This window comes from Desulfosarcina ovata subsp. ovata (genome assembly GCF_009689005.1).
In the GTDB taxonomy this organism is placed as follows: Bacteria; Desulfobacterota; Desulfobacteria; order Desulfobacterales; family Desulfosarcinaceae; genus Desulfosarcina; species Desulfosarcina ovata.
Map to the genome: position 1 here is coordinate 539,556 of NZ_AP021879.1, position 25,961 is coordinate 565,516.

At 57.4% G+C, this 25,961-nt stretch carries 18 protein-coding genes; 9 read left to right on the forward strand and 9 right to left on the reverse strand.

The features are described 5' to 3' along the window. Window positions 1-13: 13 nt before the first annotated feature. Window positions 14-523, reverse strand: coding sequence for a hypothetical protein (locus GN112_RS02480; RefSeq protein WP_155308779.1), 510 nt, complete (start codon window positions 521-523; stop codon window positions 14-16). A gap of 88 nt (window positions 524-611) precedes the next feature. After that, window positions 612-1,502 (reverse strand): hypothetical protein, encoded by an 891-nt coding sequence (locus tag GN112_RS02485; RefSeq protein WP_155308780.1) that lies wholly within the window; start codon window positions 1,500-1,502, stop codon window positions 612-614. Window positions 1,503-1,709: 207 nt separating this feature from the next. Between GN112_RS02485 and djlA the strand changes: the two genes are divergently transcribed. Both djlA and serA read left to right on the forward strand, forming a co-directional pair. Next, window positions 1,710-2,465: a co-chaperone DjlA gene (gene djlA / locus GN112_RS02490; RefSeq protein WP_155308781.1), complete on the forward strand. Its 756-nt coding sequence runs from the start codon at window positions 1,710-1,712 to the stop codon at window positions 2,463-2,465. A 212-nt stretch (window positions 2,466-2,677) separates the two neighbouring features. Continuing rightward, entirely contained in the window at window positions 2,678-4,261 is a 1,584-nt protein-coding gene (serA, locus tag GN112_RS02495) for a phosphoglycerate dehydrogenase (protein ID WP_155308782.1), read from the forward strand. A gap of 191 nt (window positions 4,262-4,452) precedes the next feature. On the opposite strand, the gene GN112_RS02500 is transcribed toward serA, so the two are convergent. After that, window positions 4,453-5,166: a fumarylacetoacetate hydrolase family protein gene (locus GN112_RS02500; RefSeq protein WP_155308783.1), complete on the reverse strand. Its 714-nt coding sequence runs from the start codon at window positions 5,164-5,166 to the stop codon at window positions 4,453-4,455. Next, entirely contained in the window at window positions 5,163-11,861 is a 6,699-nt protein-coding gene (locus GN112_RS02505) for a type I polyketide synthase (RefSeq protein ID WP_155308784.1), read from the reverse strand. The genes GN112_RS02500 and GN112_RS02505 overlap by 4 nt, the downstream gene beginning before the upstream one ends. A gap of 197 nt (window positions 11,862-12,058) precedes the next feature. Between GN112_RS02505 and GN112_RS02510 the strand changes: the two genes are divergently transcribed. Next, window positions 12,059-12,631, forward strand: coding sequence for a hypothetical protein (locus GN112_RS02510; RefSeq protein ID WP_155308785.1), 573 nt, complete (start codon window positions 12,059-12,061; stop codon window positions 12,629-12,631). Window positions 12,632-12,692: 61 nt separating this feature from the next. Here the strand turns inward: GN112_RS02510 and GN112_RS02515 are convergent, their stop codons facing one another. The 4 genes from GN112_RS02515 to GN112_RS02530 all read right to left on the reverse strand — a co-directional run bounded on the left by GN112_RS02515 (window position 12,693) and on the right by GN112_RS02530 (window position 17,294). Further along, entirely contained in the window at window positions 12,693-14,321 is a 1,629-nt protein-coding gene (locus tag GN112_RS02515) for a PfaD family polyunsaturated fatty acid/polyketide biosynthesis protein (RefSeq protein WP_155308786.1), read from the reverse strand. Between the two features lie 156 nt (window positions 14,322-14,477). Next, entirely contained in the window at window positions 14,478-15,257 is a 780-nt protein-coding gene (locus GN112_RS02520) for an HD domain-containing protein (protein ID WP_155308787.1), read from the reverse strand. 9 nt (window positions 15,258-15,266) lie between these two features. After that, window positions 15,267-16,172 carry a site-specific tyrosine recombinase XerD gene (xerD, locus tag GN112_RS02525; RefSeq protein WP_155308788.1) on the reverse strand — a complete coding sequence of 302 codons (906 nt, stop codon included), beginning with the start codon at window positions 16,170-16,172 and terminating at the stop codon, window positions 15,267-15,269. 3 nt (window positions 16,173-16,175) lie between these two features. After that, a complete protein-coding gene (locus tag GN112_RS02530; RefSeq protein ID WP_162458742.1) occupies window positions 16,176-17,294 on the reverse strand; it encodes a M24 family metallopeptidase in 1,119 nt (372 codons plus the stop codon). Between the two features lie 245 nt (window positions 17,295-17,539). On the opposite strand from GN112_RS02530, the gene elbB reads away from it, so the two are divergent. From elbB to GN112_RS02560, 6 genes are read left to right on the forward strand one after another with little or no spacing between them, the layout of a single operon-like run. Next, complete coding sequence (elbB, locus tag GN112_RS02535) at window positions 17,540-18,196, forward strand: isoprenoid biosynthesis glyoxalase ElbB (protein WP_155308790.1); 657 nt, start codon at window positions 17,540-17,542, stop codon at window positions 18,194-18,196. Window positions 18,197-18,212: 16 nt separating this feature from the next. Continuing rightward, on the forward strand, window positions 18,213-20,633 hold the full coding sequence (locus tag GN112_RS02540; RefSeq protein ID WP_155308791.1) for an aldehyde ferredoxin oxidoreductase family protein: 2,421 nt from the start codon (window positions 18,213-18,215) through the stop codon (window positions 20,631-20,633). Between the two features lie 42 nt (window positions 20,634-20,675). Further along, a complete protein-coding gene (locus GN112_RS02545; RefSeq protein WP_155308792.1) occupies window positions 20,676-21,842 on the forward strand; it encodes an iron-containing alcohol dehydrogenase in 1,167 nt (388 codons plus the stop codon). Then, window positions 21,839-23,089: an iron-containing alcohol dehydrogenase gene (locus GN112_RS02550; protein ID WP_155308793.1), complete on the forward strand. Its 1,251-nt coding sequence runs from the start codon at window positions 21,839-21,841 to the stop codon at window positions 23,087-23,089. Before GN112_RS02545 ends, GN112_RS02550 begins: the two co-directional genes overlap by 4 nt. 8 nt (window positions 23,090-23,097) lie before the next feature. Next, window positions 23,098-23,589, forward strand: coding sequence for a xanthine phosphoribosyltransferase (gene gpt / locus GN112_RS02555; RefSeq protein WP_155308794.1), 492 nt, complete (start codon window positions 23,098-23,100; stop codon window positions 23,587-23,589). A 44-nt stretch (window positions 23,590-23,633) separates the two neighbouring features. Continuing rightward, window positions 23,634-24,593, forward strand: a complete 960-nt coding sequence (locus tag GN112_RS02560; RefSeq protein ID WP_162458743.1) for a DUF3192 domain-containing protein — start codon at window positions 23,634-23,636, stop codon at window positions 24,591-24,593. Window positions 24,594-24,651: 58 nt separating this feature from the next. Here GN112_RS02560 and GN112_RS02565 read toward each other — a convergent pair whose 3' ends face one another. Next, window positions 24,652-25,953: a TRAP transporter large permease gene (locus GN112_RS02565; RefSeq protein WP_155314105.1), complete on the reverse strand. Its 1,302-nt coding sequence runs from the start codon at window positions 25,951-25,953 to the stop codon at window positions 24,652-24,654. Window positions 25,954-25,961 lie beyond the last annotated feature (8 nt).

The following is a 25,961-nucleotide window of genomic DNA, read 5'->3' on the forward strand; positions in this document are numbered from 1 at the left end:
GGCGCCCAAAATTTTATTCGGCGGCTGAAACATCCGGTTCGGAAGGCTCCGGTGGGGTGGCCGGTTCCGGCAATGGCGTGGAGGGCGTCTGTGGTGCTGGTGGTGTGGGCGAAACCTCCGGCAACGCAGGATTGTCGGTGTGCACCGTTTTCATTCGATTAAGCTCCAGCCTTGAGGCGGCCAGTTCCTTTTGGGTTTGCTCAAGTGACTTGCGGGTGGCGGAAAGCTGCTTGCGAAGGTCGTCAGAACCGGCTTTCTCGGCATTCAGGTTTTTCTGAAGGGTTTCGATTTCCGTGCCGGCCGCGTTCAGCTGGGTCTGCAGTGTAGCGATGGCATCCGTTTTCGATGATGTTTTGGCCCTGACCGTCTCTAGGGACTGTGTGTGGAGGGTGGATGCCCGGTTGCCGGCAAAAAGTGAGCAGAGCGCGAAGATCAGGGTCGCAATGGCGCATAAAATAGCCACCTTTGGTAATAATGGTCGGGACGCAGGCGCGTTTCGCTGAAGTGTCGGATCTGGTGTCATGGCTTAGTTTCCAGGCATATTCCCAATCGCATGCCGATCGGGAGGTTGTGAATCCGGTTGATGGACTTGATGAACGAAAGGAGGACACTCAATCATCAACAAGGCCGACAATGACGGACAGTGACCATTCCCGGTATTTTTTATCGATTTTTGCGGATACCGTCAGGCCGATGGTTGAAAATACCCGTTGCAGGAACGAGGCATAGGAGGGTGCGGTCTCTTTGCTGTTCACCACCAGAAGAAGCCCTTTGTGCGGATTGGCAAACGCACTTTTGGCAACACCATTGGTCTTCCACCCGTCCGCAGCCAGAACCGCTTCAATCTGTTTGGCGGTCAGTTCGGAGTTTTCGTTGCCCATCACACAAAAGATATCCAGATTGCCCTTGGGACCTGGATCCAAAAGGTCGATGAGATGTTCTCGCTGGTTTTCCGATAGACCGGCTTCAAATTCCAGTTCCAGATCAAGCGTGACGCCATCGGCGGCTGATTCTGGCTCATTTTCAAAAGGGTCGATCTCAGGTTCTGGTGTTTGCACAAGCTTATTGGCGTTCGTTGTCGCAACGGCCGGTGCCGCTTTTTCAGACATCTCGGTGGCTTCGGAAGATGCCGCTTTTTCAGCTGCCTCACGGGCCTTGACGGCGGTCTCGGCGATCTCCAGCCGTTTGCGGGCATCCAGCAGCGCCTGCCGCAGTTCTTCGGCTGATGACTTGCTGGTTTTCAATTTGAGTTGATCGATATCCTGATGCTGCTTTGCTTCAAGCAGTTCCTTGCGAATGGCCTCAGCCATTTTTTCTAGGCTTTTGATTTGTTTCTGCGCATCCGATAATTTCTTCGACAGTTGGGTGGTACTCTGGCTGCTTTTTTTGGCGTTTAAAAAAATCAGGGTCCCTGTCAGAGTGGAAAAAAACACTGTCGCCATCAGCATAAACCCTTGCAGCGCAACAATCGATTCAAAGTTGGTCCACCAGGACAGCATCATTGGCAACCTTTCAAAAGGTGGGGGATTCGGATAATCCGTATATGAATGCAACTTTTGATAATACAAAGGCAATCAAGAATGTTCAAGCCATTTTAGTGATTTCGACGAACTCAGGCAGTTGGCAACCCACCTGATTTTGTGCTACGGGAAAATCACCTGGTTCGTGCAAGAGGTGCTGGAAATCATAACAAACAGGAGAAAATCCCCATGGGATGGATGGGAAAACTGGTTGGCGGAACCATTGGTTTCGCAATTGGCGGACCGTTGGGCGCCATTTTTGGCGCGGCTTTTGGTCATGCTTTTGATAGCGGTGCGGAACTTGATGAAAAAAGCGGCCGGCAGCGGTTGTCGACGAACGAACAACATCAGTTGACGTTTTTTGTGGCGGCTTTTTCAATGTTGGCCAAACTGGTCCAGACCGATGGAAAGGTGTCACCGGAAGAAATTGACTCGATTGAAGGTTTCATGGAAAGAGACCTGCGGCTGACACCGCAAAGCCGCAATGTGGCCGTTAATATTTTTCGTACCGCGTTGAACGCGCCGGGAACATTTGATGATTTTGCCCACCAGTTTCACAACCGGTTCCACAATCAGCCCCAGATGCAGGAGGTGATGATCGATATTCTGCTGCGTGTGGCAGTTTCCGATGGCAGCATGACCACATCCGAAGAAAATTTGATTCTCTCTGCAGTGAAGATTTTCAATTTCAGCCAAGTGCGATACGAACAGTTGAAATCCCAATATGTGCAAACGGCCGATAAGGCATACGCGGTGCTGGGGTGTCATCCGGACGATTCGGACGACCAGGTGAAACGGTGTTATCGCCAGCGGGTTCAGGAGTATCATCCGGATAAAATTGCCGCCAAAGGATTGCCCGATGAGTTCACCCGTTTTGCTCAGGATAAATTCCGTGAAATTCAGGACGCGTGGGATCAGATTAAGGCGGCCCGGGGGATTAAATAATATCATCTGTTCAATGAGAAATGCCAAATGGTGGTATTCCGTCCACTTATAATCGACTGGATCCTTATAAGGGATTCTCTTCCGGCTTGACTTTACAAACAAAATCAAAGAAACATACTCGGTTTGCGTTTTAACGAATCCGTCAATTTTAAAAACGCGTCTGTATTTTGTGGCGCATTTCAGCGAACCTGCAGGGGAAGGAGGAGAAGGAAATGCTCAAGGTGCTGGTCAGCGACGTCCTCGGTGATGCGGGAATTCAGATATTCCGCGATCATGCGGAAATCGAGGTTGATGTTAAAACGGGGCTTGCTCCCGAGGAACTGATAGCGATCATTGGTGAATACGACGCCCTGGTAATTCGCAGTGCCACCAGGGTGACCGAAGCGGTCCTTGAGGCCGGAAAAAAACTGAAAGTGGTTGGCCGGGCCGGCATCGGACTGGACAATGTCGACATCCCCGCTGCCACCAAACGGGGCGTCGTGGTGATGAACACCCCCACCGGTAACGTCGTGACCACGGCCGAGCATGCCATCGCCATGATGATGGCTCTGACCCGCAATATTCCCCAGGGCACCCTGTCGCTGAAGGAAGGACGCTGGGACAAGAAGAAACTGCAGGGCCGTGAGGTGTTCAACAAAACCCTGGGCGTGGTCGGTTTCGGTAAAATCGGTTCCATTGTCGCCGACCGGGCCAAGGGCCTGCGGATGAAGGTGGTGATTTATGACCCCTTTGTTACCCCCGAACAGATTCAAAAATCCGGTTTCGAGAGTGTTTCCTTGGATGAACTCTATGCCCGGGCGGACTATATTTCGGTTCATGTCCCCAAGCTCAAAGAGACCACGGGGCTTCTGAACAAGGCTGCTTTTGATAAGATGAAAGATGGTGTGATGATCGTCAATTGCGCCAGGGGCGGTATTGTTGATGAGGACGACCTTCAGGATGCTATCCAGTCGGGGAAGGTGGCCGGGGCGGCCCTGGATGTGTTTGAAACCGAACCGCCGGGTGAGTGCCGGCTACTGGAAATGGACCGCTTGATCTGTACTCCCCATCTGGGTGCCTCCACCCGGGAGGCCCAGACCAATGTGGCCGTGGCCGTGGCCCATCAGATTATCGACTATATCGTCGATGGCACCGTGGTCAATGCCGTCAACGTTCCTTCGGTGGCCGGTGACCTGCTTAAAAAAATCGGTCCTTACATGGAAGTGGGCGATCGAATGGGTTGCCTGCAGGCGCAACTGGCCAGCGGCCCGGTCAAAGCGGTGATCATCGAGTATACCGGTGACTTCAAGGGCATGGACATGGCACCGGTATCAACGGCGATCCTGAAGGGGCTGCTCACTCCGATGGTCAAATATGCGGTTAATTTCGTCAATGCCCCCATTGTGGCCAAAGAGATGGGGATCAAGGTCACGGAATCCACCACCTCGGAAGCCGAAGACTACACCCATCTGATCACGTTGCGCGTGATTACCGACGCCGGCGAAAACCTGGTGGCCGGTACGATTATCGGCCGCAGCGACCTGAAAGTGGTCAAGATCAACGATTTTCGCCTGGAACTGGTCCCCGAAGGCCACATCCTGCTGATCTTCAACCAGGATCAACCGGGGGCCATCGGCGGTATCGGCACCACGTTGGGAAATCACGATATCAACATCGGCCGCATGCAGGTGGGACAGGATAAGGATGGTGAGCACAATATCATTTTTCTGCAGACCGATACGCCGGTCCCTGCGGAAGTGATCGAAACCTTGCGTACGGCGCAGATGGTCAACTCGGTGACACCGCTGGAGTTATAGTGATGCTAAACTGGGCGGGGTTTTCCCGCCCAGCTTAATTTGATGAACTCGTAAAAAGTCGCATTTCCGACGGATTCGTAAGAAGCCCGAGATCAAGGCTTGCGAATCCTGAGGAATGAGGCGTACTGAGCGTACTCCGCAGTGACGAAGGATACGCGTAACGCCGATATCGGGTTTCTTACGAATCCGTCTTAATTGGTTTCGTCGATAACACTGTTTCTCAGCACACCAATCCCCTCAATTTCCACTTCCACAACATCCCCTTGAGATAGCGGACCCACCCCGGCGGGGGTGCCGGTAAGGATGATGTCTCCGGGCATCAGGGTGAAATTTTTGGAAACAAAGGCGATGATTTCGGGAATTGTGAAAATCATCTGGCTGGTGTTGCTTTCCTGCACGGTTTTGCCGTTGAGCCGGCAGCGGATATCAAGGTTCTGCGGGTCGGGCACATCCTCGGCCAGCACCACCTGCGGGCCGATGGGACCAAAGGTATCCAACGATTTTCCCCGGTACCAGCCGGTACGGTCCCCATTTTGGAGATTGCGCTGGCTGACATCGTTCATGCAGGTATATCCGAAAACATGCTCCAGGGCCTGATCCACCGAGGCATCCTTGCAGCGTGTGCCAATGATCAGCGCCAGTTCCGCCTCGTAATCGGTACGCGGGGTTCTGAATCCGTATGATTTTAAGAATTTCGGGATAACGATGGATTCGCCAGGCCCGATTAGCACGTTGGGGGTTTTGGGGAAAAGCAGGGGCTCGGACGGAACCTCGTCGGTAAAGCCCTTGACCTTCATCGAAACGCTTTCAGCAATGTGGGCGCGATAGTTCAGGCCCAGCGCGATCAGCTTGGTCGGCTGAACGGGGTAGGTCTCTGAACGGTTTTTAATGGGAAGCTGGATCATGAGTGATCTCCGTTGATAACGGATGGTAACCCGTTATTCTTAAAGGCATGCATGAGGGCCTGGTCGATGGTGGCTTCATAACCGCTCAGGGTGGCGACCACTTGGTTGTCCTCGTCCAGGAAGGTGAAATCGGCCACCATTTTACGGGAATGGTGGGCGGTGACCTGCATCACCGTACTGACCCCGGAAGATGGGAATACCGACCGATACTGGCGGTAGGCTCGGGCATAACTGGGCAGGCAGACCTTGCCGGTCTGCTCGAAACACCACACAATGGCCATCTGAAACGCGCCGTCCAGCACCATGGGATCGGCGGTCCAGCGCTCGTGAATGGGATCTTGCATCCACGCTTCAGGCTTGGGTGCCGCCACCAGACGGGCGGTCATCCCGTGATCGGAATAGTCGTCGATGGACTGAATCGCCCGCAGACGCTCACCGTGGAACAGGATGTCACCGTAAATCTGTTTCAGGTCACGAGGGTAGGGATGGCTTCCATTTTTACCGTTGCCACTGAACGTCGGCGCCTCGGGAAAATGGTCAACCAGAAGTGCCTTGGCCCTGGAATGGATCACATCCTTACCGTTTTTCACACCGTTGCGCAGTTCCACGTCAACCTGCCAGGCATCACCGTTCTTTGTGGCTTTGCCGGCCATCAGGCGTACCAGTTTATCACCCTGTTCGATGCGAATGCCGCTGAGCAGGCGGAAATCATCGATTCCGTGGAGGGCGTACCCAGGGTTTTCCTTGAGCGCGCCATGGCCGATCCACTCGGAGATCAGGGCAAAAGGAACCACCGGTCGGCCGCCAATGACATGGGACGCCAGTACCGGGTAGCGTTCAATATTCAGTTCACGCCGTTCTAAAAGTGCCAGCGGCGACGGTGAGGCCAACTCGGTATTTTCCATTTCAGTGGTCAGCATGCTGCCGATGATCACTTCCACGGGACTGGCTTCGGCATTTTTCATCTCAGCCACCATCATCCGGGCGCCGGTTTCCACAGGGATCAGGGCAATCTGCATGTCGCCAAAGGCTTTTTTCAGCGACGTCGTGACCATCCCGCCATCCCACGGTCCCCAGTTGATGGCCGTGACCCGACAGTCGCTGCGCTGCTGGGCTTCCAGGCGGGCCATTTTGTTGAGCACCTCGTTGGCCATGGCATAGTCACACTGGCCGGTATTGCCTGTACGGGCACTGACCGATGAAAAGAGAGTCAGATACTTGAGATCATCGTTTTTTGTGGCGGACAACAGGTTTTGTAATCCCGCCACCTTGGTGTTGTACACGTCACGGAACTGATTCAGGGTTTTATCCCCGATCAAACGGTCGTGAAGCACACCGGCACCGTGGATGATCGCGGTGATGGGGCCCATCTGACTGCGAATCGCATCAAGGGCATTTTGAAGGCTTGCCGGATGGGTGACATCGGCACTGAAATAGGCCGTTTTGACGCCGGCTTGCTGCATCGCCTCAAGGGTGCCCGTGATGGCACGGCTGGCCGCGTAACTGCGGTAGGCTGTTTCCAGTTCCTTGGGGGTGGGACGTAATCCGGCAAATCCGTGAACGGAAATGGCCTTTTTCATGCCCGCTTCATCCTCGATGCCCTTGAGCCAGTCGGGAATCTGAGCCGGGGCTGCGGACCGGCCGACAAGCGCCATGCAGGCACCTGTGGAACGGGCCAGGGCCAGGGCGCAGGCCGCCGTCACCCCGCGGGCACCACCGGTGACCACCACGACATCCTGATTGTTCAGGGTTATGGATCCTTCGGGTATTTCTGCAGGCACTGTCGTCAGCGTGATCCGGCGGTCCTGCCACAGCCCGATCTCTATGGGGTCCGTTGCCGAAAGCGTCGTCAATTCGTCGACCACCAGACAGGCGGCGGCGCTGGTGTCGGCGGCGATTGTTGCAGAAAGATCAATGGCCCGGCAGTGAACGGCCTCCCATTCCAATCCGGCTGTCTTGGCCAGACCCGGAAGGGCGCCCTGCTCGGGACGGGGGAAGGCATTGCCGGTAAATCCAAAGGCCCCGTCCATGGCGGTGATGGCCGCAAAGAGCGCATCGCCTGTCTGGGATGCGGAGAGCAGTGCCTGGGCGCTGTTTTTTGCGGCCATAAAAGCGGCCTCCGGGGGCACATCCGGGCAGAGGATGACCCCGCCCGCCTCGTCGAACGGTTCCGGTCCGGTGACTGTTTCGGCCATGATCGCGCGTGCCGGGATACCTTTGCCATGGAACTGTTCGACCAGTGCGGCGGCCAGATCCGTGCCGCCATGAACCACCACCACCGTGCGATCGCTATCCATGCTAAACGGACGTCCCGGCATCTTGGGTGCACTGACGATATCGACGATCTGACGGGAGATGACCGTCTCCGCGGGAGGTGCCTTGGATACGGCCGGCGGGACCGTTTCAGGGGGCTTGCAGGAAGTTTCAGATTCGGCAGGTGTGCCGGCCAGAAAATCACCGATCTGTCCGAGGGTTTTCAGGGTTCCGACCATGTCCGGGGTGACCTGGGGGAGGTGGGGCATGCGCTCTTCCATGGCCGAAAGGATCTCCACGCGCTTGATGGAGTCGATGCCCAGGTCGGCCTCGATATCCATCTCCAGCCCCAGCATCTCTTCGGGATAACCGGTCAACTCGGCAACGATTTTGATGAGCGTGGATTGAATAGCGGCTTCGTCAACTGCAGAAGACGGATTCAGGGTATCGTTTCGCACCGCCGCCGGCGGGCCCGCTTGATCCGATGGCCCTCCGGCGGCCAGAAAGTCACCGATCTGTCCGAGGGTTTTCAGGGTTCCGACCATGTCCGGGGTGACTTGGGGGAGGTGGGGCATGCGTTCTTCCATGGCCGAAAGGATCTCCACGCGCTTGATGGAGTCGATGCCCAGGTCGGCCTCGATATCCATCTCCAGCCCCAGCATCTCTTCGGGATAGCCGGTCAGTTCAGCAACGATTTTGATGAGCGTGGATTGAATAGCGGCTTCGTCAGCTGCAGAAGACGGATTCAGGGCATCGTTTCGCACCGCCGCCGGCACCGGGCCCGTTTTATCCAATTTCCCTCCGGCGGCCAGAAAGTCACCGATCTGTCCGAGGGTTTTCAGGGTTCCGACCATGTCCGGGGTGACCTGGGGGAGGTGGGGCATGCGTTCTTCCATGGCCGAAAGGATTTCCACGCGCTTGATGGAGTCGATGCCCAGGTCGGCCTCGATATCCATCTCCAGCCCCAGCATCTCTTCGGGATAGCCGGTCAGTTCAGCAACGATTTTGATGAGCGTGGATGCAATGGCATCTGCAGGTCCGTCACCGGTTTCAGGGGGAGTCTCTTTTTCTCCAGACGGTGAAGCGGCAACGGGAGGACTGGACACCACCGGTGATGCGACCGCCCTGGCAGGCGCTGCCTGTTGCGGTACTGGCGTCGCCGGATTGGGCGTAGCCGGTGTTAAGGCGGCAACCGGCTGGCGATCGGCTTGAGGAAACATCGGTTGATCCGGTGTTGCCGGAATTCCCCCTCCCATGGCGGATTCAACGAAGATGCGCGTGCTGTTCATCATCGCTTCAAGGGTGCGACCGGCCTGGGCCTGGGTCTCGAGAAATTTCTGATGGGTCTGAGCGGTCTGCTGATGGAGGGACTGGATCGATTCCAGTCCCTTGCGGACAATGGCCAGGGCGTCGTCCATTCCGGCGGCGGCGGGCTGACGAGGGGTCGCCGGCGTGGTGGACGGATGGTCGTTGGGTGTTTTTTGTGGCATGGCGTTTTTCGTTGAAGTAGGGCTGTTGATGGGGGTGTTTGAGCGGGCCTGGACAGGGGCCACGTTCGCCCGAACGAGCGGTTTGGTTTCAATCGGGTCAGCGGGTTTTGGCGCTGGCGATACTGGTGGTGACGGCCGGGAAGATCGGTAGTTGGCGCCTGACAAGGGGATGACCATCTTGTGCGGGCGCTGTTCAGGAAGCGCGCGTTCCCAACGAGTCAGTTCCGGTTTGCCGCCAAGCGCGGCCAGTTGTCCGATGGTGTGGGCAAGGTCAAGCATGCCCGTATCTTTTCCGGCCAGACGGTCCAGAGCAATGACCGATATGTCGTCTGTTTTTAGGGTTGCACGTACCAGTCCGGAGAGCACGGCTTTGGGGCCGACCTCGATGAATGAACGCACGCCGGCGGCATACAGGTTTTCAATCGTCTGTTGGAAACGGACCGGCGAGGTGAGCTGCCGCCCAAGCAAATCGGCCGCCTGGGACGGATCCTCAGGGTAGGGTGACGCCGTCAGGTTGGCATACACGGGTATCGCTGTTGGTGAAAACGAGGCTTTTGCCACCGCTTCAGAAAACGGCGCCTGGGCCCCCTGGACCAAGGGGCTGTGAAAAGCGGCGGCCACGGGCAGCAAAATGCTTTTGTAGCCTTTTTGCTTACAGGCTTCTGCTGCTGCTTCAATGGCTTTTTTCGAGCCGGAAAGCACCCCCTGCTCAGGACTGTTGAGGTTGGCCAGGACCACACCGGGAAGGCTTGCCGCCAGTTTCTCGAGGGCATTGATGGGTGCCCGTACGGCCAGCATGGTTCCCGCATCCTTGTTACTGCCGGCCTCGGCCATCAATCGCCCTCGAAGTGTGCTGAGGCGTAAGAGGGTTTCCCGGTCGATCCATCCCGCGGCGTGCAGGGCCGGCAGTTCCCCGTAACTGTGGCCGCAAGTGACATCCGGTTTAACCCCGAAAGTATCCAGAACGGACAGCATGGCCAGACTGATCGCCCCAATGGCCGGTTGGGCCACGTCCGTGCGGCGCAGGGCGTCGGCCTGCTGCTGGTGCCGGGCATCGGAAAGGGCCGGCTGCGGAAAGATCATCGCCCAGAGCGGAGGGTCGTGGTCGAACGCGTCGCTGGCTGCCTGGACAGCCGTCATGGCTTCCGGGAAACGGTTGGTCAGATCCCTGCCCATATCGGGATACTGGCTCCCCTGGCCGGGAAACAGGAAAGCGAGTTTTCCGGCAGTCCTGTCGCCGGCCACATAATAGAGACCTTGAGGGGGGGATAGGACGGTACGACCAATGCCGACCGTATCCACGGCCGATTTTAATTGATCCACAATGGTTTTATGGTCCTGGCGGCAGTCCACAACCAGCACCAGCCGGTACGGGTGATCGGGGTTGAAATCGGCGCGCAACCGCCTTGCCGCCCGGCTGGGCCACACCGGGTCGGTGGCATCGGCAAATTGGTTGGCAAACTCGGTCAGATGGTCGGCAATCGAGCGATGATCGGCGCCGGAAAAAGCCAGTAGTTCGACGGAGCCGTCCCAGGCGACTTCGCATTTTTCAGGCTGGTACTCTTCGAGCACCACGTGAAAGTTGCTGCCGCCGAACCCGAAGGCGCTGACGCCGCTGCGTCGCGGATGGCCGTTGGCTTTGAACCAGGGACGGGCGGTGGTGTTGAGGTAAAACGGGCTGTTCTCGATATCCAGCTTCGGATCAGGTGTGCCGACTTTCAGTGTTGGCGGCATCACTTTATGGTAGAGGGCCAGGGTGGCTTTGATCATTCCGGCAGCACCCGCCGCCGCCTTGGCGTGCCCGATCATCGATTTGACCGATCCCAGGGCACAGCGATGCCCATTGGAAATTTTGCTGAACACGTCCCTTAAGGCACTGAACTCCACCCCGTCGCCCACCCGGGTGCCGGTGCCATGGGCTTCGATGAGATCGACGGTCTCGGGCCCAATGCCGGCATTGTGGTACGCCTCCGTCAGGGCCCGTGCCTGACCATCGGACAGGGGGGCGTAAATGCTTTGGGATTTTCCGTCGCTGGCGGAACCGATCCCGCGAATCACGGCGTAAATGCGGTCTCCATCCCGTTCGGCATCGGCGAGGCGTTTGAGCACCAGGATGCCGATCCCCTCGCCAAGCACGGTGCCATCGGCCTGGCTGGAAAACGGCCGTGCATCCCCACTGTGGGAAAGCACCCCGGTTTTGGAAAAACACATGTGCATGAAAATATCGTTGAGTGTATCGACACCGCCGGTTACCGCCATGTTGCTTTTGCCGGTATGCAGCTCCATCAGGGATAGATGGATGGCGCTGAGGCTGCTGGCGCAAGCCGCATCCACGACGCAGTTGGTGCCGCCAAGGTTCAGTCGATTGCAGATCCGGCCCGCGACCACATTGCCCAGCAGTCCGGGAAAGGAGCTTTCCTGCCAGGGGACGTAACTATCTGAAATTTCACTGATAATATCGAATTTCTGCTGGTCGCTGAGGCCTTTGTTGTCAAGGGCCCTGCGCCAGAAGGGGTGTCCCAGCCGCGATCCCAGCGAAATGACGAGTTCCTGGGTGCCAGTGACGCCGAGAATGACCGATGTGCCCTGTCGATCGAATTCGCGATTGTCCCCATACCCCGCATCCTGAAGGGCCATTTTGGCACCGACGAGTCCTAACAACTGGGAGGTGTCGGTGGCCTCGATGGCCGCCGGGGGGATTCCGAATTCGGTCGGGTCAAACGGCAGGGTCGGCAGAAACCCACCTCGCTTGCAGTAGATATGGTCCTGCCGTTTGGGGTCTGGATCGAAGCAGGCGTTCAGTTGACCGTGGCTGGCCGGCGGATCGCTGATACAGTCAATCCCGTTGACAAGGGTCCGCCAATAGGCCTTCAGATTTTCCGATTGGGCAAACATGCCACCCATGCCAATAATAGCGATCAACGGATGCGCAGGCTTTTTTTCTTTTTTCATTTCAAAATATTAAGATCGGGTTAGGGTAATGGGGTTGGGCAGGGGGACGCCCCTTTCAAAACGTTTTTTGTTGCATGGCAGCCACCCGGATGATGAATCAGGGGCCAAATATAGATCATTGACCGTTAAATTACAAGAGATTGACATGGATGATTTTACTTGTTAGATCGATATAACAACATGACAGGCTAATCTCCATGATTCATTACTATACCAATCGGGAAATCTCCGAAAAACTTGAAATCAACCTGGCCCGCTGGAAGCGTTGGTCAAGATCGTTTCTGCCACCGGATCCGCTGGGTGGCATGCAGTCGGGCTATGCGCGCCAGTATGTTTACAAGGATTTGTTCAAGGTTTTTCTGGGTGGGCATCTGCTTTCCCACCTGAAACTGAGCGTTGCCGAAAGCCAGCAGGTGATTGAGGATTTAACCCCATGGCTGAAAAGATGGGGATTTTTAGATCTGAAGACCAATGGATCCAAAGGGGCGACGGAGCAGTATCGGGCTGCCATGGATTACATACGGGTCTTTTTTCATGCATTGCCGGAAAGTGGCCCGAAGGCAGTCATCGGTTTTCGATACCTGGTTCAGCAAATTGTGGACGTACAGCAAGAGACCGTGGAAAATCGGCGGTATCTGACCCAGAGAATCGAAGAAACCCTCATCCATGGGGATGCGGCAGAAACAAATTCTTTTTATGCGCATCCGGGCGTCCACATGCTCAACCTTTCCGCCCTCGCCGGCCGGTTGGTTCAGCGGTTGCGTGGATAGCCGTCTGAATGAAGACTTCTTGAACATGGGGATTTCCCGGAAAAACGAGGCAAGCCGCTTTTTACGAGACCGTCAAGCGTTGAATGTCTTCCTCGTTGACAGGATCGAGAAGCCGGTAAATCGACGGGATACGGATGCCCTGGTTTTTTAAACCGGCCAGGCGGGTCATCACCGCGGCACCGTAAAGCAGGTTTATGGCCACACCGACAGTGGTGCGCTTTTCCGGCGCTTCCAGGTAACTGCCATTGACCCACTCATTGAAAGCACCCATGGCCGGTCCGCACCAGATCTGGTAATCGATGGCCCGGTCGGCGGCACCATGCTTGGCCCACAGGGAGGCCCGCCCCAGATAGGACCTGAACACCAGCGCCATTTGATGCTTGGGATCTTTTTCCGCCCGTTCGACCTGGCTTTGATCGCGCTGCATGAAAAAGGTGCGCGTGTTGGCCCATTCCTGTTCAAACGTGCATTTCAAAAACGAGCCCTCGACCAGTTTGCGCTGGTCCTGCGGCACTTCGTCAAAACGGTCGTAAGTCCGATAGATCTCATATAATTTGGCTCCCCGCATGGAAAACATGGTTCCCCGTTTGAGCACCTGGACCTTGACGCCCATCTCGAACATGTCCGCTGCCGGGGCCATGGTGATATCGGCCTGACGGGCTTCGGCCAGCATTTTTTTAACCAATGGCGAAGTGTCCGCTTCGACGCAGGACTGGTTGATCGAACCGGTCAAAATCCAGGCTGCCCCCATGGCAAAGGCCGCAGCTGCCGATTCGGGGGTGGCGATGCCACCGGCAAGCCCGACCCGGAGAGGGACATCAAAGGCATGCTGCGCGGCGATTTCATCCCGCAGGGCCGTGAGGGTGGGGAAAAGACAAAGCGCCGGGCGATTGTCGGTGTGTCCGCCCGAGTCGGCTTCGGCAGTCAGGTCCTGGGCCATGGGGATCTTTCGCGCCAGTTCCGCCTGTTCAGCGGTGATGTTGCCGTTTTCGAGCAGGCGCTGCAGGTGCTTTTCCGCAGGTGGCGAAAAAAACTTGCGGGCCACCTCTTCGCGGGAAACCTTGGCAATGATTCGGTTGGGGCAGACAATCCGTCCCTCTGCATCACGATGAATGCCATGCAGGCGAAATTGCACCAGGGGGGTGGTCAGGTCCAGATAGGCGGAGGCCGAAACCAGGCGAACGCCTTTGGCGATGTAAAGGTCCACGGTTTTCTGTTCCAGGGCCATGTCGTTCGGGCTGTGGATCAGGTTGAAACCATGGGGAATATTGCCGAGATGCGCCTGCAGGGTGTCAATGGCCGCCTCGATTTGGTCGATGGAGAGTCCGCCGGCACCGAAAAAACCGATCATACCGGCCCGTCCGGCAGCCTCCACCATGGCCGTGGAGGTGATGCCGTTGGCCATGGCACCGCAGATGTAGGCGAATTTGAGTCCATGATCGGCTTTGAAGCCCGGGTCACCGAGCGACGCCGGTGAAAAGACCGGCAACCAGCCCAACAAGGGATAGGTGTCCGGGTCACCGGTGGATTGCGCTGACAGCGTGGCGATACCATCCTGCACCACACCTGGCATGCCGCCGACGTCAACCACAAAAAGCGGTCTGGAAAGATCACGAAGGGCCTGACGCCATGCGGCGTTTCCGGTCCCCGGCAGTTGACGCTCCGCTTTCCAGCAGCCGTAATTGATCATTTGCGCGTCCTATGGGAATCATTTTTTAACGGGCTTCTTACGAATCCGTCATTCTTTACGCTGTGGTCCGCTCATTAGCCAACCTGGGCGCCCCTGTCAAGCCGATGCCCGAACAGTCTGCTAAAAGGCGACGACGGCAGACGGTTTGCCCCCAGTTCATGGGGTTGCCGAGGCCACCTTCGCCATCACCACTGACACCGCGCCTTGCACGGCCGCATTATCCGGTAGTGAATCGGCAATCACACGCAGGTCACCACGCTTTCCCGCCTGAACCAGGGTCTCTATAAACTGAATGTCGAACACCCAGCTGAGTTGCAGCAATTTAAAATCGTTGATGCTCCGCATATGCTGAAACTTGGCCATGCGGTGCTGGCCGATGGCATCGATGATGGCGTCCGAGCAAGCCGGGGTATCGGCCAGGTACTGGACGATGGCCGGTTCGGGAACCTGGTCGTGCCGATAATAGTCGGCAAAAACCTTCCAGATGTCCAGCTTGTCGGCATCCCGGATCAGGCGCATGAACAGCGTGGTTTCCGCCGGTTTGTTGCCGGGCAGGGCCGGGGCGTTGTGGAAGCGGATGGCATCCAGGAGCAGTGCCCGACGATCGCCGTCCAGCCGGTCAAGAACGTTGGCGGTTTCCAGTACCTTTACGCCCAATGCCGCGTGGTTTACGGACTTATGATCATTGAAGGTGCCAAATCGTTGGTATTGCTCAAAACGGCCCACATCGTGAAAAAGCCCCACGGCCTCGGCCATGCGCTGCTGCCGCTCGGTCATGCCGATGGACCGGGCCAAATGGCAGATGTTTTCACAGACCCGTGCCGTATGGTCGATTTTAAGCGTATGCGGTCCGTCCGCCTCCGCGTCACCGGTCAGAAAATCGTGACTGTAAGTGTGAAACCAACTTTTCAGATGAATCAGTTGATCGTTCAACATGGGTGTGATCTATCCTCGTGGATGATATTTTTTATGGGCGGCCAGCAGCTGCCTTTGAGCCACATGTGTATAAATCTGGGTGGTGGCGATATCGGCGTGGCCCAGCATCATCTGAACCGCCCGCAGATCAGCGCCGCCTTCCAGTAAATGGGTAGCAAAAGAGTGCCTTAGGCTGTGAGGGGTAATCTTTTGCTTTAACCCGCATTGGCGCCCATAGCGGCCGATCAGATACCAGAATCCCTGGCGGGTCATGGCACTGCCCCGCCGGGTGACAAACAGCGCGCTGCAGGTTCGCGCTTTGAGCAATACCGGCCTGGCATGCGCCAGATAGTTGCGGATTGCCGCCAGGGCCACCCGGCCGACCGGAACGATCCGTTCTCTGGACCCCTTGCCGAACACGCGCACGAAACCGGCGTCCAGGTTGACGGCGTTGATTTCCATCCCGATCAGCTCGGAAACCCGCAACCCGGCGCCGTAAAGCATCTCGAGCATGGCGGTGTCGCGCAGCCCCTCGGGTTTGGCGGAGTCCGGCGCGCTCAACAGGGCCTCCACGTCGGCCACCGTCAGCACATCGGGAAGCTGCAGGCCGGTCTTGGGTAGATCGATCCGCTGGGCCGGATTTTGATCGATGATTTTTTCTTGGGTCAGAAACTTGAAAAAACCCCGCAGGCTGACCAGGTGCCGGGCCCGGGAACGGGCACCCAACCCAGCTTGGCGAAGCTCGATCAGGTATTTCAGAACCATGGCGGTGTCGATGCGGCCAACCGAAGCGATTTGTTGCTGCTCAATAAACCGGCCGAAACGCACCAAATCCGTCGTGTATGCGGAAATGGTTTTTTTGCTGAGCCCTTTTTCAACGGTCAGAAAGGCCAGGTACTGTTCCACCCGCTGGTCGTAATCGCCACCCGCCACCATGGATTAAATCTTCAGGATCGGATCAAAGGGGGCCGGGTCGTTGAGTACCCGGGCACCGTCCTCAGCGACCACGACCTGGTTTTCCATGCGGATGCCTCCCCATCCGGGCAGGTAGATTCCCGGTTCCACGGTGACGATCATGCCGGTCTCCAGGCGTTCATCCTTGATGGGACTCAAGCGCGGTGATTCATGGACGGCCAGGCCGGTGCCATGCCCCAAACTGTGTCCGAATCGGTCGACGAATCCGCTGCTGTGGATATAATCCCTGGCGACCCGGTCTACATCCATGCCGCTGGCGCCGGCACGGATGGCGGCAGTGGCCTTGTCACGGGCGGTGACCACGGTATCGAACACTTTTCTGAACCGGTCATCCGGCTGACCCATGACCACGGTACGGGTGGTGTCGGAACAATATTCGTTAAGGCGGGCCCCCCAGTCGAAAAGGATCGGCTCACCGGTGCTCAGTGGCCGATCCGTGGGAATGGCGTGGGGCAGGGCGCTGTTGGGACCCGAGGCGACGATTACCGGGAAGGATAGGCCCTGGGCACCGGCTTCGCGCATGGCCTTTTCCATGGACCAGGCCACCTGCTTTTCGGTCAATCCCGGTCGAAGACCGTCCAGTACCTGCACGAATGCCTTCTCGGCCAACCGCAGGGCGCTCACCGTGCGCGCCACCTCATCGTCGCTTTTGATTTTGCGCAGATTTTCAATCAGGTTTTCCGTCGGCACCAGTTCCATCGGCGGACTCACGGTGTTGAGGGCCTTGGCAAACGCGGCGTACTGCTTGTGGGACAAGCGCGCGCTTTCAAACCCCATCCGACGGATGCCCAGCGAATCGGCAATTCCGGGCAGTTCCTGCTCAAGGCCTTTTTTATAAATGACAACCTCATACCCGGCGGCTTCGCTTTTGGCCTGCAGGTCGTAACGGCTGTCCGTGGCCAGCACCAGACGGGTAGGGGTGATGATCAGCACACCGGCGGATTCGTCAAACTGGGTATCCTCACCGGTAAAACCACTCAGGTAAAAGCGGTTTTCCTGAACGGAAACCATCAGGCCATCCAAATCGTTTTTCGCCAGTGCGGCTCTGGTTTTCTCGATACGATTGGAAATAATGGGGGTCACCTTTTTCTCCTTTGCATTGGCTGGCCTGCTTTTACGCAATCCATTGACAGGCCTGTTCCTCTTTATTATGATCAAAGCGACTTTTCAAGCCACGCCCGTATAATTCATCCACCTTCACGCTTTCTATAGTGTTTAAGATAATGTTTTTTGTAATGTTCATACCCATCGTCAGATTGATCAGGTTTTGTACGGGAAACCCCTTTTTTGTTTTAGATAAACATGTACTTAGTTGAAAGGATTGTGACATGACCCATAACGTTGGAGTGCTGCTTTCCGGTTGCGGGGTGTTCGACGGTTCGGAAATCCATGAAGCGGTGTTGACCCTGCTTTTTTTGGACCGGGCCGGTGCGACGGTTCAGTGCATGGCACCGGATGCAGAGCAGTTGCATGTGATCGATCACCTGACCCAGACGCCCAGTGAAGAATCGCGGAATGTCCTGGTCGAATCGGCGCGTATCGCCAGGGGCGAAATCAAGGGTGTGGCCGCCGTTGGTGCGGATGATATCGATGCTCTGATCATTCCCGGTGGGTTCGGTGCGGCAAAAAACCTCAGCGACTTCGCTGTAAACGGACCGGAGGCAACGGTTCATCCCGACGTACAGCGCCTGCTCGATGAGATGGTTGCCAAATCCAAACCCATTGGGGCGATCTGCATTGCCCCGGCCACCCTGACCCGTGCCCTGGGAAGCCATTCGCCCCAGGTCACCATCGGCAATGATGTGGGCACGGCAGCGGCGATCCAGGCCATGGGCGGCACGCACAAGGAATGCCGGGTTGACCAGATCTGTGTGGATGAAGCCAACCGGCTGGTGACCACACCGGCCTACATGCTTGGGCCCGGCATTAAGGATGTGGCCATCGGTATCGAAAAGCTGGTCGAAAAAGTGCTCTCCCTATGCTGAAGATGGATGTTATCCGATGAGCACCATTGTCGGAACCAGCAATCGCATCATCGAAATCAATCTGTCGACGTCGGAGATTGACGAATTCGAGGTGACCGAGAACGATCGCAGACAGTACCTGGGCGGTAAGGGCCTTGGGCTGAAACTGCTCTACGAGCGGATTCAGCAAGGGGCCGAGCCGCTGGGTGAGGAGAACTGGCTGGCTTTCATGATGGGCGTGCTCATGGGCACGGGTGCGCCGTGCAGCGGGCGCTTTAGCGTGGTCACCAAATCGCCGCTTACCGGCATCATGCTCAGCGCCTCCTGTGGCGGCCCTTTCGGCATGGCTTACAAAACCGCCGGTTACGACGGCCTGCTGATTACCGGCAAGGCGACCTCGCCGGTGGTTGTGGTAGTGGATGAAGACGGGGCCAGAATCTCGAACGGCAGCCATTTGTGGGGACTGAATACCCAAGACACCCAGCAGCGGGTCAACCCGGAAGGAAAGGCCGGCGTCCTGGCCATCGGACCGGCCGGTGAGAACGGTGTGCGATTTGCCAACGTTGCCTCCGGTCACCGGTTTGTGGGGCGTGGTGGCGTGGGCGCGGTGATGGGCGCCAAAAATCTCAAGGCCATCGTTGCCCGGGGCAAACATTGCAAGATCGTTCCCGCCGATCCGAAACGTTTTGTCAAAGCCAAAAAACGGGCGTCCGCCTACATTGCCAGGAACCCAACGACAGCCGATGACTACCGCCATTTCGGGACGGCCAGCCACGTCAAGTGGTGTAACGCCGCCGGTATTCTGCCGGTACGCAATTTCAGCCGGGGAAGCCACCCGCAGGCGGATCAGGTCTCCGGTGAAACCATGCGCCAGCGCTACAACAGTCGCCCGCGGACTTGCAAACCCTGCTCGATTATGTGTGGCCACAAAGGGACCCTGCCCGACGGGACCACCTGCCAGGTTCCGGAATATGAAAGCCTCGGCCTTCTGGGGCCCAACCTGGGAATCTTCGAGCCGGATGCCATTGCTCGGCTCAACGAGCGATGCGGCCTGCTGGGCCTGGATACCATTTCAGCGGGAGCGGTCCTGGCCTGGTGTATGGAGGCCGGTGAAAAGGGGCTGATCCAAACCGAACTGAAGTTCGGCAGTGTTGACGGCCTCCACCAGGCCCTGGACGACATGGCCCACCGTAACGGCTGGGGCGATCAGATGGCCGATGGCACCCGGTGCCTTGCCGAAAGGTACGGCGGCAGCGATTTTGCCATCCATGTCAAGGGACTGGAAGTGCCGGCCTATGATCCCCGGGGCTCGTGGGGACAGGGATTGGCCTATGCCGTGGCCAATCGCGGTGCCTGCCACCTCTCTGCGGGCATGTTTGCCCTGGAGGTGACCTTTGGCCTGCTCGATCCGTATACTCCCCGCGGCAAGGCCCGATTTGTCCGATTTTTCGAAAACCTCTATGCCGCGGTCAACTCCCTGGTCACCTGCCAGTTTACCGCCTTCGCTTACACGCTGGAGCCGCCGGTGGTGAAATACACCCCTGCCTGGCTCCTTCGCTGGATCATGCGGTACCTGCCGTGGCTCGCCATCGGACTCACCGATGTCAGTGTCTATTCGGCGCTCTGGCGGTCGGTCACCGGTGAAAAACTGAACCAGTGGCAGCTTCTTTCCGCCGGTGCCCGCATCCATGTGCTGGAACGTCTGATGAATACCGGTGATGGCATTTCGCGCAAGGACGACACCCTTCCGCAACGGATGCTGACCCAGGCGCGCGGCGACGATCCCGAAGGCCGCACGGTTCCGCTGCAGTCCATGCTGGACGACTACTACCGGTTGCGCGGATACGACCTGCTGGGAATCCCGACGAAGAAAATCCTCTCACGACTGGGCATCGAGCCCAAATGGGAACGCCACACCGATTCCCGGATCGCGCATTTCAAACTGACCCGTCCCAAGGGCAAACGGCTGAAGCGGCTCTATCTGAGCGTGTTGTTCTGGTTTGTCGGCCGGGCCGTTGAGGCGGGGCCAAGGGTGGACCGTGACGTCCGCCAGATCTGTGCCGCCCTTCCCGAGGGATTGACTTTTTCCCTGGGAGTCGCGCCGGACGGCCCGGCCATGATCGTGGGCAAGGACCGGCGGGGTAAAATTCGCTACTGGGGAGGTGACACCACCGACCGCCTCATCGACGTCAAACTGACCATCAAGAATATCGAAGCGGCCATGCTGCTCTTCACATTCCGGGAAGCCACCACCACTGCCGTGGCCCGAAACCGCTTGATCGTTGACGGCGATATTGGTATTGCCTGCAGCGTCGTACGTATACTGGACGTGGTGGAGACCTTCCTGCTCCCCAAGGCACTGGCCCGCCTGGCGGTTCGGCGCTATCCGAATTGGTCGCCTCTTCGCAAATACGGCGGGCGCATCCTGATTTATTTGCGTGCCGTTCTGGGGGTGTAGGCCTGATCGGAAGCGTGACTTTACCAGCAAGGAGGGGACGCATTGGCTGAAGCGTTTTCTTTTTTCTCTCCCCTTAAAATCAATTGCGGCAGTCATGCCTTGGACCATCTGCCCTTTGAACTGTCCGTCCATGGTGCCCGGGCACCGTTGATCCTGGCGAGCCCGGAGCAGATCGATCGGCCTCGTCTGGCCAAGGTGGTCAATGCGTTCAAGACGTCCGGCCTGACCCTGGGTATCTATGATCGACTTGCTGATCGTCCGGAAGCGGATCTGATTCCGCTTCTCACCCAAATGTTCCGTGACGGGAACTGTGACAGCCTGGTTGCCGTGGGCAGCGGAGCCGTCGTGGATGCGGCCAAATGCCTCAACCTGGTCGTACCGGCGGATCCGTTTAACGGAAAAAGGGACCGTGACCGTCTGCGTCCATTGATGCTGGTGGCCGTACCGGGCGGTAACGGGGACGAGGCGACCGGCTACGCCAGCGACGGGAAGCAGCGCCTGGCCTCTGCGGAACTGGTTCCATCGGTTGTTTTTATCGATCCGGAAATGATGCATCTGTCCGATGAACGCGCGATCGTCAATGCTGCGCTGGTGGCGCTGGTGCATGCTGTCGAGGCCTTCCTGGAAGATTCCATCGGACCGCCCGGCCATGCCTACGCCATTGCCGCCATTGGCTTGATCGTGGAAAACCTGCCGGTGGTGCTGCACAGCAACGGGGCTGAGCGACGGCGTTGCCTGCAAGGGCTGGTCAACGGTCAGGTGGCGGCCGGCATTGCGTTTTATGCGGCTGAACCGGGGATTTGCCACGGCCTGAGTCTGCGTTTAAAAGCGGCGACATCACTTCCCGAAGGTTTTCTGATGGCAACCCTGCTGCCCCATCTGCTCGAAATCGCAGCGAGCGTGAAACCGCAGGCGGTTGGCCGTCTGCTCGATCCCATTGCCGGCAGTGAAGTCCACGCGCTGACAGCCGATGAATTGAAGGCGGCCCGGGCAACCGCCCGGATCTGGGAATTTTTCGAATCCCTTAATGCCGAGATGGCCCTGCCGGTTCCCACTTCATTGGCGGATGCCGGAATCAGCGAGGCCCAACTCAATCGGATACTGTCCACCGATAGCGCCGCACTTCAGGACGATGCCGTGAAACAGATGGTTGCTCGTGCCCAAAAAGGGATTTGTCTGGTGGATGACCCCGCAAGGATTGATGCATGACGATACCGGGGTACTACGAATTTTTCTGTCCGGTAAGAACCGCGGCCGGTCATCAAGTCTTGGAGCAGATCCCGCAACTGCTTGGCGATCTGAATGTCAGGCGTCCGATGATCATCACCGATAAGGGCGTTACCGGAGCCGGTATTGTGGATGTGCTAAAATCCGCCATGGGACCGGCGGTGGAGATCGGGGCCATGGATGATACGGTCCCGCCGGATTCCGATTTGGCGGTGGTTGGGCATCTGGCCGGCGTCTACCGGGAAAACCGGTGTGATGCCATTCTGGCCGTGGGCGGGGGATCGGTAATGGACACGGCCAAAGGGGTCAATATCCTCGTTTCCGAAAATGGCGATAATCTGAAAGCCTTTGAAGGCGCCGGGAAACTGACCCGGCCACTGCGCCCCCTGATCGCCATCCCCACCACCGCCGGAACCGGCTCCGAAGCGACGCGGGTGACCATGATCAAAGATCATGTGCAGAAACGGGAAATCATCTTCAATTCACCGTTTTTGCTGCCGGATGTGGCGATTCTTGATCCGCGGATGACCCTGAGCCTGCCGCCGGCAATCACGGCGGCCACGGCCATGGATGCCCTGAGCCATGCCGTGGAGGCCTATATCTGCCTGGCCAAAAACCCCCTTAGCGACGCCCATGCATTGATGGCCATTGAATTGATTGGCCAGAATCTTCTGCCCGTGGTAGACCAGCCGGACAATGCGGACGGTCGCCTGGCCCTGGCCCTGGGCGCCCACCTGGCCGGTATGGCCTTCTCCAATTCCATGGTGGGGATGGTGCACACCCTGGGCCATGCGGTCGGCGCTGTCTGCGGGGTACCCCACGGCACCTGTATGGCGATCCTGCTTCCCTATGGGCTGGAATACAACATGCACAAATGCGCTCACTGGATCGCTGAACTCCTTTTTCCACTGGCCGGCGCGCAGGTGGTGGCCCGGACACCGGTGCATCTTCGGGAAAGGCAGGTGGTGGCGGCCATCCGGCAGTTGAACCAGCGGCTGCACCGGAAAACCGGTGGCCGTCACGCCCGCTGTTTCAAGGAAGTGACCGGTCCGGACGGCAGTGCCCAGGTACCGATCGAACGGCTATCGGATATCGCCGACAACGCATTGAACGATGGCTCCATTTTTTACAATCCCGAAGAACTGGACCGTGAAGATCTGCTGATGGTCATGTCTCACGCCTGGGAGGGTACCCCTTTGGATCAAAACCGAGTCATCAAAGGAAATTGAACCATACCATGACCGACGCGACAAAAAATGTTTACCACCGCACCTATCCCATCTCTTGGGAACAGCTGCACCGTGACGCCCGCGCACTGTCCTGGCGTCTGCATGAAATGGGCCCCTGGCAGGGAATCATCGCCATTACCCGGGGAGGGCTCGTCCCGGCCGCCATCATCGCCCGAGAACTGGAAATCCGACTGGTTGACACGATCTGTATCGCGAGCTACGCTGGTCGCGATCAGGGAGAAATCCAGGTGCTCAAACCCACTTCCGGTGATGGTACAGGCTGGCTATTGGTCGATGATCTGGTGGATACGGGCAAAACCGCCCGACTGGTTCGCAAAATGGTTCCCAAGGCCCATTTCGCCACGATTTACGCCAAACCGGCCGGTCGTCCACTGGTGGACACCTTCATGACCGAGGTGAGTCAGGACACCTGGATTCTGTTTCCCTGGGATTCGGAAATTCAGTTTGTACAACCCATTGTTGAACGGAACAATACATAATTTTAAGAAATACTCCGACGGGAGAAATGAAGGAGGGTCGTGCCATGCGAATCGGGGTAATGACTTGTGCTATCGTCGTCATTCTGATGGGATGCGCCCATCTGGAAATCAAGAAAAATGTGGACGGGCTCAACACCATCCAAGCCGGGGATACACTTGAATCGATTTTGAAACGGTTGGGGCCGCCGGATTTCAGCCATGATATCAGCAATGAGCGCAAAGTGGTATATTACCAGACCCAATCGTCCGGATTGTCCGGTGCGCCATTGACGGAAGCCCTTTGTACGGCCGTGGCATTAGAAAATGGACGGGTCGTGGCCGTTGGCGAGGACCCGAGCGCACGCTGGACAAGCGAGGAAAACGAGCGCAAACGCCTGTCCGAGGAGGCCGAGCGGGACCGGCTTGAAAAGGAGCGGACCGCCGCTGCCGCGCAAAAGGCGGAGGCTGAGAGAAGAGAAAAAATCATTGCGCTCGAGAAAGCGGTAAAACCGGTTCCCGCCGCAAATGCCGCGCTGAACTTGAAACTGTACCGCCAATTGCTTGATTTGGACCCGCAGAATGCCCGTTACCAGAAAAAAGTGGCCTACTACAATAATCGAATGGCCAGACAGGCAAAAACCAGGCATGTGCGTGCCCGACTATCCGCAAAGGAAAAACAACGCATCGCCTGGGAGAAATCCCGCGAGAAGCGAAATAAAATGCTTCGGCAATACACCGGTAACGGCATTGCGGAGATGGCCGTGCATGATATGGGCGGCGGCGCACTATATGTCTGGGTAAAAAACATCAGCCAGCAGATTATTACCACCCATCCCGACCATTTCACGCTGATTGACCGGTCGGGCCAGCGGATCCCCTGCCACAGCAGCGAAACCCTGGACAGTGTGCTGGAACCGGGAAGTATCTCCCATGGCAAAATCGAATACGATCAAAAGCGGGTACCCAAGACACTGATTTTCGAAAACGGCGAGTCGGGACGCGTCGCCAAATCATTTGACGGATGATTCGTTTTTTACCGAGCACATACAAAGCGACCGGTTGATGGATCAACCGAACGCTTTTTTATTTCATCAATCCCGGCAGGAAAAGCGCAATCTGGGGGAAGGGGATCATGATCCCCACACCAAGGATCAGGGCCACCAGCATGGGGATAACGCCTTTAAAAATGGTTTCCAGGGGGACTGTGCGCGCCACCCCGCTGACCACGTATACATTGACGCCGACCGGCGGGGTAATGACACCGATCTGAGTGACCAGAACAATAATTACGCCAAACCACATGGGATCGAATCCCATGGAAACGATCACCGGATAGAAAATAGGAACGGTCAGCATGATAAGGGCCAGGGAATCGATAAAGCACCCGCCCAGCAGGTAGACGACAATGATCAAAGCCATCACGACAGAGGCGGGCAGGTTGAAACCGGTAACCCAGTTGGCCACGTCGAAAGGGATTCGCGTAATGGCCAGAAAATGGCCGAAGATTGTGGCACCGGCCACAATGACCAGCACCATGCATGAGATCCGTGTGGTTTCGGAAAGGGCCTGGATAAGCCCCCGAAAGGTAATGTTGCGCCTGACAGCGGCGATGATAAGGGTACCCATGGCACCGATGGCACCGGCTTCGGTCGGCGTAAAAATCCCGAAAAAAAGTCCGCCCATGACCATGGCGAAGAGCAGCAGGGTTTCCAGGAGTCCGGAAAGGGAGGCCATTTTCTCTTTGAGGGTGGTCCGGGGGCCCCTGGGGGCCAGTTCCGGTTTCAGGCTGGACCAGATCACCACCGCCAGAACAAACAGCACCGTCAGCAGGATCCCCGGAACAATACCGGCCATGAACAGCTCCCCGATGGATTGTTCGGTCATGATCCCATAAATAATGAACACCACGCTGGGCGGAATGAGGATGCCCAGGCTGCCACCGGCCGCCACCACACCCGTGGCCAGGCTGTCGTGGTAGTGATATTTTTTCATTTCCGGCAGGGTTACCGCCGCCATGGTTGCCGCCGTGGCATTGGTGGAACCGCAGATGGCCGAAAAACCGGTGCAGGCACCCAGAGTGGCAACGGCCATCCCACCGGGCCAATGACCGATGAAGGTGTAAGCCACCTTGAACAGCCGGCTGCTGATCCCGGAATGGAAGGCGATTTGGCCCATGAGGATAAAAAGCGGAATCACCGTCAGGTTGTAGGATCCGAAAACATCGAGCAGGTCCTTGGCCGCGAGACTGAGCGCCGCGTCAGCGGATACCAGATAACCAAAACCGCTGACGCCCAGAAGGGCCATCAGAAAACCGACGGGCATTTTTGTGAAAATCAGGACGAACAACAAAACGAGGCCGGCAATGCCGGCCATGGTGGGGCTCATCATGCGCT

What these genes read in the sequence shown, in the direction of transcription:
- GN112_RS02505 (WP_155308784.1), bottom strand. Translation starts at nt 11,861, where the DNA reads ATGAAAAAAGAAAAAAAGCCTGCGCATCCGTTGATCGCTATTATTGGC.
- GN112_RS02560 (WP_162458743.1), top strand. Translation starts at nt 23,634, where the DNA reads ATGCGAATCGGGGTAATGACTTGTGCTATCGTCGTCATTCTGATGGGA.
- xerD (WP_155308788.1), bottom strand. Translation starts at nt 16,172, where the DNA reads ATGGTGGCGGGTGGCGATTACGACCAGCGGGTGGAACAGTACCTGGCC.
- GN112_RS02485 (WP_155308780.1), bottom strand. Translation starts at nt 1,502, where the DNA reads ATGATGCTGTCCTGGTGGACCAACTTTGAATCGATTGTTGCGCTGCAA.
- serA (WP_155308782.1), top strand. Translation starts at nt 2,678, where the DNA reads ATGCTCAAGGTGCTGGTCAGCGACGTCCTCGGTGATGCGGGAATTCAG.
- GN112_RS02565 (WP_155314105.1), bottom strand. Translation starts at nt 25,953, where the DNA reads ATGAGCCCCACCATGGCCGGCATTGCCGGCCTCGTTTTGTTGTTCGTC.
- GN112_RS02480 (WP_155308779.1), bottom strand. Translation starts at nt 523, where the DNA reads ATGACACCAGATCCGACACTTCAGCGAAACGCGCCTGCGTCCCGACCA.
- GN112_RS02550 (WP_155308793.1), top strand. Translation starts at nt 21,839, where the DNA reads ATGACGATACCGGGGTACTACGAATTTTTCTGTCCGGTAAGAACCGCG.
- GN112_RS02500 (WP_155308783.1), bottom strand. Translation starts at nt 5,166, where the DNA reads ATGATCCAGCTTCCCATTAAAAACCGTTCAGAGACCTACCCCGTTCAG.
- GN112_RS02515 (WP_155308786.1), bottom strand. Translation starts at nt 14,321, where the DNA reads ATGATCAATTACGGCTGCTGGAAAGCGGAGCGTCAACTGCCGGGGACC.
- djlA (WP_155308781.1), top strand. Translation starts at nt 1,710, where the DNA reads ATGGGATGGATGGGAAAACTGGTTGGCGGAACCATTGGTTTCGCAATT.
- gpt (WP_155308794.1), top strand. Translation starts at nt 23,098, where the DNA reads ATGACCGACGCGACAAAAAATGTTTACCACCGCACCTATCCCATCTCT.
- elbB (WP_155308790.1), top strand. Translation starts at nt 17,540, where the DNA reads ATGACCCATAACGTTGGAGTGCTGCTTTCCGGTTGCGGGGTGTTCGAC.
- GN112_RS02540 (WP_155308791.1), top strand. Translation starts at nt 18,213, where the DNA reads ATGAGCACCATTGTCGGAACCAGCAATCGCATCATCGAAATCAATCTG.
- GN112_RS02520 (WP_155308787.1), bottom strand. Translation starts at nt 15,257, where the DNA reads ATGTTGAACGATCAACTGATTCATCTGAAAAGTTGGTTTCACACTTAC.
- GN112_RS02510 (WP_155308785.1), top strand. Translation starts at nt 12,059, where the DNA reads ATGATTCATTACTATACCAATCGGGAAATCTCCGAAAAACTTGAAATC.